This is a genomic window from Azospirillum sp. A1-3 (genome assembly GCF_023806445.1).
Taxonomy (GTDB): Bacteria; Pseudomonadota; Alphaproteobacteria; order Azospirillales; family Azospirillaceae; genus Azospirillum.
The window spans coordinates 16,995-30,476 of the sequence record NZ_JAMSLU010000004.1; the positions used below are offsets into that span (position 1 = coordinate 16,995).

A 13,482-nucleotide genomic window follows, 5' to 3' on the forward strand; every position below is an offset into this window, starting at 1 on the left:
CCCACCCATTAATATATTAGTATATCTTACCCGTCGCCCGCGCTTGCCGTCAACGCACCGGGCTCCGATCTTCAGCTCCTGTAAGGATGCCCAGTCATGCGTTCCCTGACCCGTGACCAGCTTGCCGGTGGCGCGTTCGACGTCGCTCACACCGATGGCGCTCCGACCCTGCCCGTGACCATCCTCCAGGTCGGCGACGGCAATTTCCTGCGCGGTTTCGTCGATTGGATGGTCGATGTCGCCAACGGCCAAGGGCTGACTAAAGCCGGCGTCGCCATCACCCAGCCGCTCGACCAGGGCATCGTCCCGCTGCTGAAGGCGCAGGACAACCTCTACACCGTGCTGTTGCGTGGCATCGAGAACAGGCGCGAGGTCGAATCCCGCCGCGTCGTCTCCTGCGTCTCGGAGGCGCTGAACCCCTACGCCGACTGGGCGCGGATGGTCGCGCTGGCCACCTCCCCGGCGCTACGCTTCTTCGTCTCCAACACCACCGAGGCCGGCATCGCCGACCGCGAGGAAGCCTATGCCCCCGGCACCTGCCCGGACAGCTTCCCGGCCAAGGTCGCGGCCCTGCTGCACGCCCGCTACAAGGCGCTGGGCGGCACGGCCGACAGCGGTCTGGTCTTCCTGCCCTGCGAACTGATCGAGGCCAACGGCGCCAACCTGAAGCGCATCGTCCTGGCCCACTCCAAGCGCTGGGGCCTGGAGGCCGGCTTCGCCGATTGGGTGGAGACGCACAACCACTTCCTGAACACGCTGGTCGACCGCATCGTCCCCGGCTACCCGAAGGACGAGGCCGCGGCCCTCAGCGCCAAGTGGGGCTATGAGGACAAGCTGGCCGTCGCCGCCGAACCCTTCCATGTCTGGGTGATCGAGGGTCCGGCCCATCTGGCCGAGGAGCTGCCGCTGCACAAGGCCGGCCTGAACGTGGTGTGGACCGACGATCTGCAGCCCTACCGCACCCGCAAGGTCCGCATCCTCAACGGCGCCCACACCGCCAGTGCGCTGGCCGCCTATTGCGCCGGTCTTGACACCGTCAAGTCGATGATGGACGACCCGACCGTCTCGGCCTACCTGAACAAAGTGATGTTCGAGGAGATCGTGCCCTACGTGCCCCTGCCGGAGGCGGAGCGCCAGGACTACGCCCGCACCATCATGGAGCGCTTCGGCAACCCCTATATCCGGCACGAGCTGATCTCGATCACGCTGAACTCGGTGTCGAAGTGGCAGGTGCGCGTCCTGCCCAGCCTGAAGGATGCGGTCGTCCGCAACGGCTCGGCCCCGGCCGGCCTGTCCTTCTCGCTGGCGGCCCTGCTGCGCTTCTACCGCGGCACGCTGGCCGACGGCGCCTATACCGGCACGCGCGAGGCCGGGTCCTACCCGATCAGCGACAATGCCGAGGTGATCGCCGCCATGAGCGCCGCCTGGGCCGCCAATGTCGGTGACGCCAAGGCCCTGGTCGCCGCCGTCCTGTCCGACGTCCACCTGTGGAAGGAGGACCTGACCGCCATCCCCGGCCTTGCCGCGCGGGTGGCCGACAGCCTCGCCGCCATCGAGGCGAAGGGCATGAAGGCCGCCATGGCCGAGTTGGTTGCCGGCTGATCCGGCTGCCGTTTTATAAAGCGGGGCGTGTCCATCCGGATGGGCCCCGCCGGGCATGACATCGATGACACCCCTTCTGACCCGGCGGATCGCCGAACTGGAACTCGATGCGGCGGTGCTGCGCCATCGCCTGTTGCATATCCCGCTCGCGCTGCAAGAGGATTGCGGACTGCAGGCTTGCCATAGGATCATCGGCCGCGAAGCGCTGACCCTGTTCCGGGCCGTCCGGCAGGAGACGCGCGACGATGACGACGAATGCGACCGTGCGCTCTGCCGGATCGAGGCCGCCTATCAGCTCGTTCACGACGCGATCGAGGCCCTGGCTGTCCTTGCGCTCGCCGATCCGCCGACGCGGCACTGATGCGCCGCACCTGATGCGTGAGGAAGACCGACGATGCAGACGACCGAAGCCAGGAAGCGGACACGCCGTGGCACCCAGCGGGTGACGATGACCGACGTGGCCACCGCCGCGGATGTGTCGGCCAGCACCGTCTCGCTCTATCTCCGCCGGCCGGAATCGGTGTCGCGCCACCTCGCCGAACGCATCGCGCGGGTGATCGACGAGATGGGCTATGTGCCCAATCTGGTCGCCGGCAGCCTCGCCGCGGCGCGAAGCCGCACCGTCGGCGTCATCCTGCCGTCGATCCTGAACTCCTTCTTCGCCGAGACCTACAACACGCTCCAGGGCATGTTCCAGGCGGCGCATTACCAGACCCTGCTGGGCGTCAGCGAGTTCAGCCCGGAGGAGGAGGAAAGCCTGATCCGCGCCTTCCTCGCCTGGTCGCCGGCGGCGATGGTGGTGACCGGCTTCCACCACACCGAACGGACCCGCGCCATGCTGGCCTCCTGCGGTGTGCCGGTGGTGGAGATGTGGGACATGCCGGGGCACCCCGGCGAGGCGGTCAACATCAGCGTCGGCTTCTCGCATTTCGAGGTCGGCCGCATGCAGACCAGCCACCTTTACGACCAGGGCAGCCGCAAGGTCGCCTATATCGGCGCCGCCGCCAGCCAGGATCTGCGCGTGCGCAGCCGCACCGACGGCTATGAGGCGGAGGTGCTGCGCCGCGGCCTGCACGACCCCATCGACTTCACCGTCCCCGACGCCGCGACGACGGAGGTCGGCCGCTGGCTGATCGACGAGATCCTGACGCGCCATCCCGACATCGACGGCGTGGTCTGCTCCAACGACGCGCTGGCGCTGGGCGTGCTGTTCGAGGTCACCCGCCGCGACCTGCGCGTGCCCGACGATCTGGCGGTCGTGGGCTTCGGCGATCTGCCCTTCAGCAACTCCTGCCCGCCGCCGCTGACCACGGTCCGCCCGCCCCAGCGCGAGATCGGCCGTCTCACCGCTACCCAGATCCTGGCGGCCTTGAACGGCACCCGCGTCACGGCGAAGCACCACAACCTGGACTGCGAACTGGTGATCCGCGGCAGCACCCGCCCGCTGAAGAAAGGGTAGGGGGAGTCAGCCCACCCCATGGGCGTGTTCGGTTGACGATGGTTGTTATCATTCGGATAATAACCATACGCGAACACAACCAATGACCCAGGGTGGACAGGCTCATGCTGCTCGGACTGCACTCTTCCCGCCGCAACTTCCTTGTCGGCGCCGGCCGTTTCGCCGGCGCGGCCGCCGCGGTCCGGCTGATGCCGGGCTCCGCCTTCGCGGCGGAGGCGGGCGGGGCGCTTTGCCCGCCGCCCTCGGCCTGGTCCGATCTGGCGAAGGCGGTGAAGGGCGGGGTGCTGCGGCCGGAGGATCCCTTCTTCGCCGATGTCTGCCGCCCCAACAACCTGCGCTACGGCGCCACCCTGCCGGCCGGCATCGCCCGTTGCGCCAGCGCGACCGACGTGCAGGCCTGCATCACGTGGGTGAAGGAGCAGGGCATGCCCTTCGCCGTGCGCTCCGGCGGCCACAACTACGCCGGCTTCTCCACCACGCCCGGCCTGCTGATCGACATGTCGAAAATGGCGGGGGCGGAAGCGCTGCCCGGCAAGGATGGGCTGGTCAAGGTGCTGGGCGGCACGCTCAACTCCTACGTCTATAAGCAGATGGAACGGCTTGGCCGCACCATCACCCATGGGCGCTGCGATTCCGTCGGCGCCGCCGGCTTCCTGCTGGGCGGCGGCATCGGCTTCAACATGCGCAAGTACGGCATGGCGTCGGACCTGCTGCGCGCGACGGAACTGGTGACGGCCGACGGCAGCCACGTCAAGGCCGATGCCGACACCGACTCCGCCCTCTATTGGGCCTGCCGCGGCGGCGGCGGCGGGAATTTCGGCATCAACACCTCCTTCACCCTGGAAACCCGTCCGGCGGAGGCGGTCACCGTCTTCAATCTGGTCTGGACGGAGAATCTGCCGAAGGTCTTGAAGCTCCTGCTGACCGAACTGGCCAACGCGCCCGAAGATTTCGGCAGCAAGATCAGCGTCACCATCCCCAGCCGCCAGGAACGCTGCGACAAGGTGCCGGTCAGCATCTCCGTCCTCGGCCAGCTCCACAAGTCGAAGGTGTCGCTGCGGGAGATCTTCAAATCCACCTGGGAGATGATCGACAAGTCGAAGTCGGTGGTGAAGGAGGATGTGCCCTACTGGACGGCACAGGACTTCCTGGTCGAGACGACCTTCCCCTACTACTACCAGGAAAAATCCAGCTACATGAAGGCGGCGGACATCGGCGACGAGGCTATCGCCGCGATGTTCGACTGGGCGGCGAAGATGCCCGCCACCTCGATGCCGGTGGCCTTCAAATTCTTCCAGGTCGGCGGCGCCATCAACCGCGTCGGCCCGACCGAGACCGCCTATGTCCACCGCGGCTATGACTGGCTGTTTTCGGTCGAGGCCAATTGGTGGCGGCCGACGGATTCCGTCCTGCTGATCGAGCAGGCGCTGGAGTGGCAGCAGCGCTTCTACGACGACATCAACCGCCGCACCAAGGCGCAGGGCGCCTTCCAGAACTTCCCCGATCCGTCTCTGGCCGATTGGCAGCGGGCCTATTACGGCGAGAACCTCACCAAGCTGGCCCAGGTGAAGAAGGCGGTCGATCCGGCCATGCTCTTCACCTTCGCCCAGGCGATCCGCCCGGCGTAATCACGGCAGGATGGCTGCGGGTTCAGTCCGCCCGCAGCCCCCGCGCCTGGAACTGCCCCCGAACACGCTCCACCAGCTCGCGCGAGGGCGGTTCGGTGTCGGTCAGCATGTATTTGCGCCCCAATGCCTTCCATTTATGCTCGCCCATCTTGTGGAAGGGCAGCACGTCGACCCGGTCGACCACGCCCAGCCCGGCGACGAACTCGGCCAGCCCGTCGATCTCGGCCGCGTCGTCGGTCAGGTTGGGGACCAGCACATAGCGCAGCCAAATGCGCTTGTTCATCCCGGCCAGCCTCTCCGCGAATTCCAGCGTCGGGCGCAGCGGCACACCGGTCAGGTGGCGATAGGTCTTCTCGGAAAAGGCCTTGATGTCGAGCAGGACGAGATCGACGTCCTCCAGCAGATGATCGTCGGCATGGTTGCCGAGGAAGCCGGAGGTGTCGAGCGCGGTGTGCATGCCCAGCGCCTTCGCCCCGCGCAAGATGGCGGCGGCGAATTCCGGCTGCACCAGCGGTTCGCCGCCGCTCAGCGTCAGCCCGCCATGGGCGCGCTTCAGGAATTCGGCATAGAGCGCGATGTCTTCGAGGACTTCGGTCGAGGTCGTCCGCGTCCCGTCATGCATGTGCTGGGTGTCGGGATTGTGGCAGTACAGGCAGCGCAACGGACAGCCGGACATGAACAGCACATAGCGGATCCCCGGCCCATCCACCGTGCCGCCGGTCTCGACCGAATGGATCCAGCCGGAAACGGAGCCGGGGCGGGCTTGGGGGAGGGTGGGTGTCATGGGAGCTTGCTCTTTTGAAAAGCGGCTTTGCCGGATGTCCTTTGCCCCCTCCCCGACCCTCCCCCGCGTTCCGCGGGAGAGGGTGCCTTCTGCGAAGCGGCGGCAGTCCCCTCCACCGCCAAAGGCGGGGGAGGGTTAGGGAGGGGGCATAGAACCTAATCTGGCAACAACGCCGAAAAGAAAGCCGGCGGGCCGCCCATCGTACATTCCTCAATGCTTGTCGTGGAACGTCCGACTGATGACATCCAGCTGCTGCTCGCGCGTCAGCTTGATGAAGTTCACCGCGTAGCCGGACACGCGGATGGTCAACTGCGGATACAGCTCCGGATGGTCCATGGCGTGCAGCAGCGTTTCACGGTCGAAGACGTTGACGTTGATGTGGTGGCCACCCTGGTGGGCATAGCCGTCCAGCATGCCGACCAGATTGCTCACCCGCTCGTCTTCCGTGCGGCCGAGAGCGCCCGGGACGATGGTGAAGGTGTAGCTGATGCCGTCCTGCGCGTGCGAATAGGGCAGCTTCGCCACGCTGGCCATCGACGCGATGGCGCCCTTCCTGTCCCGCCCGTGCATCGGGTTGGCACCCGGCGCGAAGGGCTGGCCGGCCTTGCGGCCGTCCGGCGTGTTGCCGGTCTTCTTGCCGTAGACCACGTTGGAGGTGATCGTCAGCACCGACTGCGTCGGCATCGCGTTCCGGTAGGCCTTCTGCTTGCGCAGCGCCGTCATGAAGCGCTCGACCGCCCACACCGCGATGTCGTCGACCCGGGCGTCGTTGTTGCCGAAGGCCGGATAGTCGCCCTCGATCTCGAAGTCGGTGGCGAGGCCGCTGGCGTCGCGGATGACCTTCACCTTGGCAAACTTGATCGCCGACAGGCTGTCCGCCACCACGCTCAGGCCGGCGATGCCGCAGGCCATGGTGCGCAGGATGTCGCGGTCATGCAGGGCCATCTCCATCCGCTCGTACATGTACTTGTCGTGCATGTAGTGGATGGCGTTCAGCGCGTTCATGTAGACCTTGGCCAGCCATTCCATCATCGGCTCGAAGCGGGCCATGACCTCGTCATAGTCCAGCACGTCGCCGGTGATGGGCGCGAAGGCCGGGCCGATCTGCTCGCCCGAAACCTCGTCCTTGCCGCCGTTGATTGCGTACAGCAGCGTCTTGGCCAGGTTCGCGCGGGCGCCGAAGAACTGCATCTGCTTGCCGATGCGCATCGCCGACACGCAGCAGGCGATGCCGTAATCGTCGCCCCAATAGCCGCGCATCAGGTCGTCGTTTTCGTACTGGACCGAGCAGGTCCTGATCGAGGTGTCGGCGCAGAAGCGCTTGAAGCCGTCCGGCAGCTGTTCCGACCACAGGACCGTCAGGTTCGGTTCCGGCGCCGGACCCAGATTGTGCAGGGTCTGCAGCATGCGGAAGTTGGTCTTGGTGACCAGCGTCCGGCCGTCCAGCCCCATTCCCCCCAGGCATTCCGTGACCCAGGTCGGGTCGCCCGAGAACAACTGGTCGTATTCCGGCGTGCGCAGGAAGCGGACCATGCGCAGCTTCATCACGAAATGGTCGATCATCTCCTGGGCTTCCGCCTCGGTGATGACGCCGTCGCGCAGGTCACGCTCGATGTAGATGTCGAGGAAGCTGGACACCCGGCCCAGCGACATCGCCGCGCCGTTGGCTTCCTTCACCGCGGCCAGATAGGCCAGATAGGTCCACTGCACCGCTTCGCGCGCGCCGGCGGCCGGACGCTTGACGTCGAAGCCGTAGGAGGCGGCCATCTGGACCAGCTCCTTCAGTGCGCGGATCTGCTCGGAGATTTCCTCGCGCAAGCGCAGGACATCCTCGTCGATCCGGCTGACCTCCAGCGAGGCGAGCTGGGCCTTCTTGTCCTTGATCAGGAAATCTGCGCCGTAGAGAGCCAGCCGGCGATAGTCGCCGATGATGCGGCCTCGGCCATAGGCGTCCGGCAGGCCGGTGATGACGCCGGACTTGCGGCAGCGCAGCATCTCGGGCGTGTAGACATCGAATACGCCGTCATTGTGCGTCTTGCGCAGCGCCGGGAACACCTCCTCCAGCTTGGGCGACGGGGTGTAGCCGTAGGCCTCCAGCCCGGTCTTGACCATGCGCCAGCCGCCGAACGGCATGATCGCGCGCTTCAGCGGCTTGTCGGTCTGCAGGCCGACGATGACCTCCAGTTCCTGGTCGATGTAGCCGGCGGCATGCGAGGTGATGGAGGCGAAGACTTCGGTGTCGGCGTCCAGAACGCCGCCCTTGGCGGCGCGTTCCTGCTTCAGCAGGTCGGTGACCTTGGCGAACAGCGCGGTGGTGCGGGCGGTGGGACCGGCGACGAAGCCTGCGTCGCCTTCATAAGGGCACAGGTTGCGCTGGATGAAATCGCGGACGTCGACCGAGCGGCGCCAGACGCCCGGGGCGAAACCGCGCCAGGGGTCGGCGGCGGACTGCTGCTCCGTTGTCTGGGCAAGTCCGTCCATCAGCAGGGTGTCCATGATGACTCCTCAGAGATTCAGACGTCGGCGCGGATCATAGGCCGTGTCGGCAGTCTCGTGGTGCCCGCGAACCGCGCGGGGCGATTGGAAGCATAGGCGCGATGGGCGCCGGATTCGTTGATACACGTCATATTTTCAGAGCGGGCGGTGGACGGCAGATGCCATGGATGGATGCCGTGATTTGCGCCCGTTCTGTAGTTTTACTACATACTCCCGGACGGGCTTCCGGACAAGGCGAACCGGCTCGACATTTTGTCGCAGGGCAAGGTTTGGCAGCTTGGAAACGCTTGGAAAGGACGCCTCGGCCGGGCGACGGAATCGGTCGTTCGCAGCGCTGTATATGTAGCTTTGCTACATGTGCTAGGCTGACCCACAATCAGAAGGGAGAGCCCCCAGAATGCTGGCGAGAATCGCCGCCGTCCGCGACCAGATCCGGCCATCGGAACGCAAGCTGGCCGACTATGCGATGGCCCATCCGGGCGACGTCATCAACCTGTCGATGGCCGAACTGGCCGACCGGGTCGGGGTGAGCGAGCCGACGGTGGCGCGTTTCTGCGCGGCTCTCGGCTGCCGCGGCTTTCGCGAATTCAAGATCAAGCTGGCGCAGGACATCGCCGGCGGCATGCCCTTCCTGCACCAGGACCTGTCGGCGGGTGGGGAATTGAATGCCGAGGGCGGGGTGCCGGGAGCGGTGCTGGCCGGCAAGCTGTTCGACCGCACCATCGCCACGCTGATGCAGGTGCGCAACAACCTGCCGGCCGACGCGGTGGACCGCGCCGCCGACGTTCTGGCCGCGGCGCGGCGGATCGAGTTCTACGGCTCCGGCAATTCCGGCACGGTGGCGGAGGATATCCAGCGCAAGTTCTTCCGGTTTGGCATGCCGACCGTCGCCTACACCGACTCTCACGTCTATTTCGCCTCCGCCCTGACGCTGGCGAAGGGCGACGCGGTGGTCGCGGTGTCCAGCACCGGCCGCACCCGCGACATCCTCGATGCCGTGCGGAACGCCCGCAAGGCCGGTGCCGACGTGGTGGCGCTGACCCGCTCCGGCTCGCCGCTGGCGGAGATGGCGACGGTCAGCCTCGTCGCCGACATCGCCGACGATTTCGACATCCATTCGCCGATGACCGTCCGCATCGCCCATCTGGTGCTGGGCGACATCCTGTCGATCGCTGTGGCGTTGCGCATGGGCGACACGTTGCAGGAACGGCTGAAGCGCCACGACCGCGCCGTGGACGCCCATGTGTCTGAGACCGTGTCGGCGCGGGCCGGCGATAGTTAAGACAAGTCAGAGGTTCGCATGGAGGGGCCGCAGGCCGCGTCCCTTTCAACAAATGCGCCAAAAGGGAACGAAGTCCTATAAAATCCGGCGGTTTCCACCCGCTTGCGGAGGCCGGTCAGATGGAACAGCAGCAGTTATCATGTTTCACCATGTTCCATCCACCCGACGCCCTTCCTTTCGGAAGGACGGGCCGCTGCAACATGGAACGACAGCCGGGCTCCTGTTCCACGATGTTCCATCCGCGCGGCCGACCTCGGTTGCGGGCGGCGGGTTCACCGGCTGCCCGGCAGCGTCGCCCCGCCGCGGGCATAGACCTGGATCGGCCGGCAATCCTCGTCCAGCGTGACCACCAGGGAGCCGGGCTGGTCCTTCAGATAGACCCAGGCGTCCCAGCGGACAATCGCGTCGCGGAACTCGTCGCGGTAGAGGCCGTAGCTCAGCCCGCGGATATCACCCGCCGGAATGTGCATTCCCGTCAGCACCGCCGCGGTCTGCGGGTTGCATTCGCCCGCGGAGTAGCGTTCCAGCGCGCTCAGCACCGCCGGGTCGGGCTGCGCCACCGGCGGGGGCGAGATGACGGAGGCGCAGGCCGAGACCAGAAGGATCAGCGCACCGGCCGCGCCGGCGGCGGCAATCTTCGGCATGGTCATGGAGGACACCCCGGGTTCTTTTCGTCTTTCCGGAAATATGGGCGCGGGTCGCTGCTGCGTCGACTGCACGTTCGGCAGGCCTCCTGCGTCATGTTCGCCGACCTGCCGTCGTCCCGGCGCGCCGCCCTTGCCTCCCGCCCGCCTTTGGCGCAAGAGGTGACGGGAGAAAGTCCCTGCACCGTTCACGCTGCGGAGCCCCGATCGTCATGAGCACAGATCAGACCACCACCGCCTTCACCCCGACCTGCGACCTGTTCGACCGGTTCAAGGACGATGCCCGCTACGTTCTGCCGGGCTTCCGCGACTTCGGCGCCGTTACCCGCTTCACCGGCGAGGTCGTCACCGTGAAGTGCCTGGAGGACAATTCCCGCGTCAAGGAACTGCTGGCCACCCCCGGCGCCGGCCGCGTCCTGGTGGTCGACGGCGCCGGCAGCCTGCGCTGCGCCCTGATGGGCGACATGATCGCCGCGTCCGCCGTCAAGAACGGCTGGGCCGGCGTGGTGATCTGGGGCTGCGTCCGCGACGTGGCGGAACTGGCGACCCTGCCGCTCGGCATCAAGGCGCTGGCGTCGATCCCGCGCGCCTCCACCCGCCGCGACCAGGGGCTGGTCGACGTGGCCGTGGAACTGCCCGGTGCGGCGGTCCGCCCCGGCGATATCCTGTTCGCCGACGAGGACGGCATCGTCCTGCTGACGCCGCAGCAGGCCGCCGCGCTGAAGTAAAGCGGGGCTGGCAAAGTGGTCATACCAAGCGCCGGTAATACCAGTCCAAAAAGAATGGCTGCTTCATCCTGCCCGCTTCACGTAAGCGGGGCGCCCCCTTGCACTTTCATTTAAGCGGGCATATAAACCCGACCTGAGTTCAAGCGGGCCGTCTCACGGTTCCCATCCAAGGGCCGGCCTTTCATTTATGAGGAACCCTGCCGTGCTCGAAGCCTATCGCCAGCACGCGGCCGAACGCGCCGCCCTCGGAATCCCGGCTCTGCCCCTGACCGCGAAGCAGACGTCGGAGCTGATCGACCTGCTGAAGGCCCCGCCGGCGGGCGAGGAGGCCTTCCTCCTCGACCTCATCACCCACCGCGTTCCGGCCGGCGTCGATGACGCCGCCCGCGTCAAGGCCGGCTTCCTGGCCGCCGTCGCCAAGGGCAACGACAGCTCGCCGCTGATCTCCAAGGTCAAGGCCACCGAGCTGCTGGGCACCATGCTCGGCGGCTTCAACGTCCAGCCGCTGATCGACCTGCTGTCGGACTCCGAATGCGGCGCCGCCGCCGCGGAAGGCCTGAAGAAGACCCTGCTGGTCTTCGACTTCTTCCACGACGTCAAGGAACTGGCCGACAAGGGCAACGCCAATGCCAAGGCGGTGCTGCAGTCCTGGGCCGATGCGGAGTGGTTCACCTCGCGTCCGGAAGTTCCGGCGTCGATGACCCTGACCGTCTTCAAGGTGTCCGGCGAGACCAACACCGACGACCTGTCGCCGGCCCCGGATGCCTGGAGCCGTCCGGACATCCCGCTGCACGCGCTCGCCATGCTGAAGAACCCGCGTCCGGGCATCGAGGCCGACGAGCCGGGCCAGCGCGGCCCGACCAAGCAGCTGGAAGCGCTGAAGCAGAAGGGCAACCTGATCGCCTATGTCGGCGACGTGGTCGGCACCGGCTCCTCGCGCAAGTCCGCCACCAACTCGGTGCTGTGGTTCACCGGCGAGGACATCCCGTTCGTCCCGAACAAGCGCTTCGGCGGCGTCTGCCTCGGCACCAAGATCGCCCCGATCTTCTACAACACGATGGAAGACGCCGGCGCGCTGCCCATCGAGTTGGACGTCAACAAGATGGAGATGGGCGACGTCATCGAGCTGCGCCCCTATGAAGGCAAGGCCCTGAAGAACGGCGAGGTCATCGCCGAATTCACCGTGAAGTCCGAGGTGATCTTCGACGAGGTGCGTGCCGGCGGCCGCATTCCGCTGATCATCGGCCGTGGCCTGACCACCCGCGCCCGCGAGGCGCTGGGTCTGGCTCCGTCGACCCTGTTCCGCCAGTCCGCCGCCCCGGCCGACACCGGCAAGGGCTTCACGCTGGCCCAGAAGATGGTCGGCCGCGCCTGTGGTCTGCCGGAAGGCAAGGGTGTCCGTCCGGGCACCTATTGCGAGCCGAAGATGACCACGGTCGGTTCGCAGGACACCACCGGCCCGATGACCCGCGACGAGCTGAAGGACCTGGCCTGCCTGGGCTTCTCGGCCGATCTCGTGATGCAGTCCTTCTGCCACACCGCCGCTTATCCGAAGCTGGTGGACGTGAAGATGCACCATGAGCTGCCGGACTTCATCTCCACCCGTGGCGGCGTCGCGCTGCGTCCGGGCGACGGCGTCATCCACTCCTGGCTGAACCGCCTGCTGCTGCCGGACACCGTCGGCACCGGCGGCGACAGCCACACCCGCTTCCCGATCGGCATCAGCTTCCCGGCCGGCTCCGGTCTGGTCGCCTTCGCCGCCGCCACCGGCGTCATGCCGCTGGACATGCCGGAATCGGTCCTGGTCCGCTTCAAGGGCACGATGCAGCCGGGCGTCACCCTGCGTGACCTCGTCAACGCCATCCCGCTCTACGCGATCAAGGCCGGCCTGCTGACGGTCGAGAAGAAGGGCAAGAAGAACATCTTCTCCGGCCGCATCCTGGAGATCGAGGGTCTGCCGGAGCTGAAGGTCGAGCAGGCGTTCGAGCTGTCCGACGCCTCGGCCGAGCGTTCGGCGGCGGGCTGCACCGTGCAGCTCAGCAAAGAGCCGATCATCGAGTACATGACCTCCAACATCACGCTGATGAAGTGGATGATCGCCAACGGGTACGCCGACGCGCGCACCCTGGAGCGCCGCATCAAGGCGATGGAGGCGTGGATCGCCGATCCGCAGTTGCTGAAGCCCGATGCCGACGCCGAGTATGCCGCGGTGATCGAGATCGATCTGGCCGATATCAAGGAGCCGATCCTGGCCTGCCCGAACGATCCGGACGACGTGAAGACGCTGTCCGAGGTCGCCGGCGACAAGATCGACGAGGTGTTCATCGGCTCCTGCATGACAAACATCGGCCACTTCCGCGCCGCCGGTAAGATCCTGAACGGCAAGTCGGACATCCCGACCCGCCTGTGGATCGCCCCGCCGACGAAGATGGACGCGATGATGCTGACCGAGGAAGGCTATTACGCCACCCTCGGCAAGGCCGGCGCCCGCATGGAGATGCCGGGCTGCTCGCTGTGCATGGGCAACCAGGCGCAGGTGCGCAAGGGTTCGACCGCCATCTCGACCTCGACCCGCAACTTCCCGAACCGTCTGGGCATCGACACCCGCGTCTACCTGTCGTCGGCCGAACTGGCCGCCGTCGCGGCGCTGCTGGGCAAGATCCCGACCACCGAGGAGTATCTGGCCCAGGTCGGCGTGGTGAACCAGGCCGCCGCCGACATCTACCGCTACATGAACTTCGACCAGATCCCGGCTTTCCAGGAAGTCGCGGACAAGGTCGCCGTCCCGGCCTGATAGCCGGAAACAGCGGTCGCTAACGAAAACCCCCGCCGGAGCGATCCGGCGGGGGTTTTTGTATC

General features: G+C 66.6%; 10 protein-coding genes. 7 read left to right on the forward strand and 3 right to left on the reverse strand.

Annotation, left to right across the window (positions count from 1 at the left end; translation table 11 throughout):
* Positions 1-96: 96 nt before the first annotated feature.
* The 4 genes from M5E06_RS21555 to M5E06_RS21570 all read left to right on the forward strand — a co-directional run bounded on the left by M5E06_RS21555 (position 97) and on the right by M5E06_RS21570 (position 4,689).
* Positions 97-1,602, forward strand: coding sequence for a tagaturonate reductase (locus M5E06_RS21555; RefSeq protein WP_252139948.1), 1,506 nt, complete (start codon positions 97-99; stop codon positions 1,600-1,602).
* A 64-nt stretch (positions 1,603-1,666) separates the two neighbouring features.
* A complete protein-coding gene (locus M5E06_RS21560; protein WP_109074673.1) occupies positions 1,667-1,963 on the forward strand; it encodes a hypothetical protein in 297 nt (98 codons plus the stop codon).
* Between the two features lie 33 nt (positions 1,964-1,996).
* Positions 1,997-3,061, forward strand: a complete 1,065-nt coding sequence (locus M5E06_RS21565; protein WP_252139949.1) for a LacI family DNA-binding transcriptional regulator — start codon at positions 1,997-1,999, stop codon at positions 3,059-3,061.
* 104 nt (positions 3,062-3,165) lie between these two features.
* Positions 3,166-4,689: an FAD-binding oxidoreductase gene (locus tag M5E06_RS21570; protein ID WP_252139950.1), complete on the forward strand. Its 1,524-nt coding sequence runs from the start codon at positions 3,166-3,168 to the stop codon at positions 4,687-4,689.
* Positions 4,690-4,711: 22 nt separating this feature from the next.
* Here M5E06_RS21570 and pflA read toward each other — a convergent pair whose 3' ends face one another.
* Both pflA and pflB read right to left on the reverse strand, forming a co-directional pair.
* Positions 4,712-5,473 (reverse strand): pyruvate formate-lyase-activating protein, encoded by a 762-nt coding sequence (pflA, locus tag M5E06_RS21575; protein ID WP_136703199.1) that lies wholly within the window; start codon positions 5,471-5,473, stop codon positions 4,712-4,714.
* A gap of 210 nt (positions 5,474-5,683) precedes the next feature.
* Entirely contained in the window at positions 5,684-7,969 is a 2,286-nt protein-coding gene (gene pflB, locus M5E06_RS21580) for a formate C-acetyltransferase (RefSeq protein WP_252139951.1), read from the reverse strand.
* A gap of 397 nt (positions 7,970-8,366) precedes the next feature.
* Here pflB and M5E06_RS21585 point away from each other — a divergent pair, with 397 nt between their 5' ends.
* Positions 8,367-9,251: a MurR/RpiR family transcriptional regulator gene (locus tag M5E06_RS21585; RefSeq protein WP_252139952.1), complete on the forward strand. Its 885-nt coding sequence runs from the start codon at positions 8,367-8,369 to the stop codon at positions 9,249-9,251.
* A 272-nt stretch (positions 9,252-9,523) separates the two neighbouring features.
* On the opposite strand, the gene M5E06_RS21590 is transcribed toward M5E06_RS21585, so the two are convergent.
* A complete protein-coding gene (locus M5E06_RS21590; RefSeq protein WP_252139953.1) occupies positions 9,524-9,901 on the reverse strand; it encodes a hypothetical protein in 378 nt (125 codons plus the stop codon).
* 206 nt (positions 9,902-10,107) lie between these two features.
* On the opposite strand from M5E06_RS21590, the gene rraA reads away from it, so the two are divergent.
* Both rraA and acnB read left to right on the forward strand, forming a co-directional pair.
* Entirely contained in the window at positions 10,108-10,623 is a 516-nt protein-coding gene (gene rraA / locus M5E06_RS21595; protein WP_252139954.1) for a ribonuclease E activity regulator RraA, read from the forward strand.
* A 202-nt stretch (positions 10,624-10,825) separates the two neighbouring features.
* Positions 10,826-13,417 carry a bifunctional aconitate hydratase 2/2-methylisocitrate dehydratase gene (gene acnB / locus M5E06_RS21600; RefSeq protein WP_252139955.1) on the forward strand — a complete coding sequence of 864 codons (2,592 nt, stop codon included), beginning with the start codon at positions 10,826-10,828 and terminating at the stop codon, positions 13,415-13,417.
* Positions 13,418-13,482 lie beyond the last annotated feature (65 nt).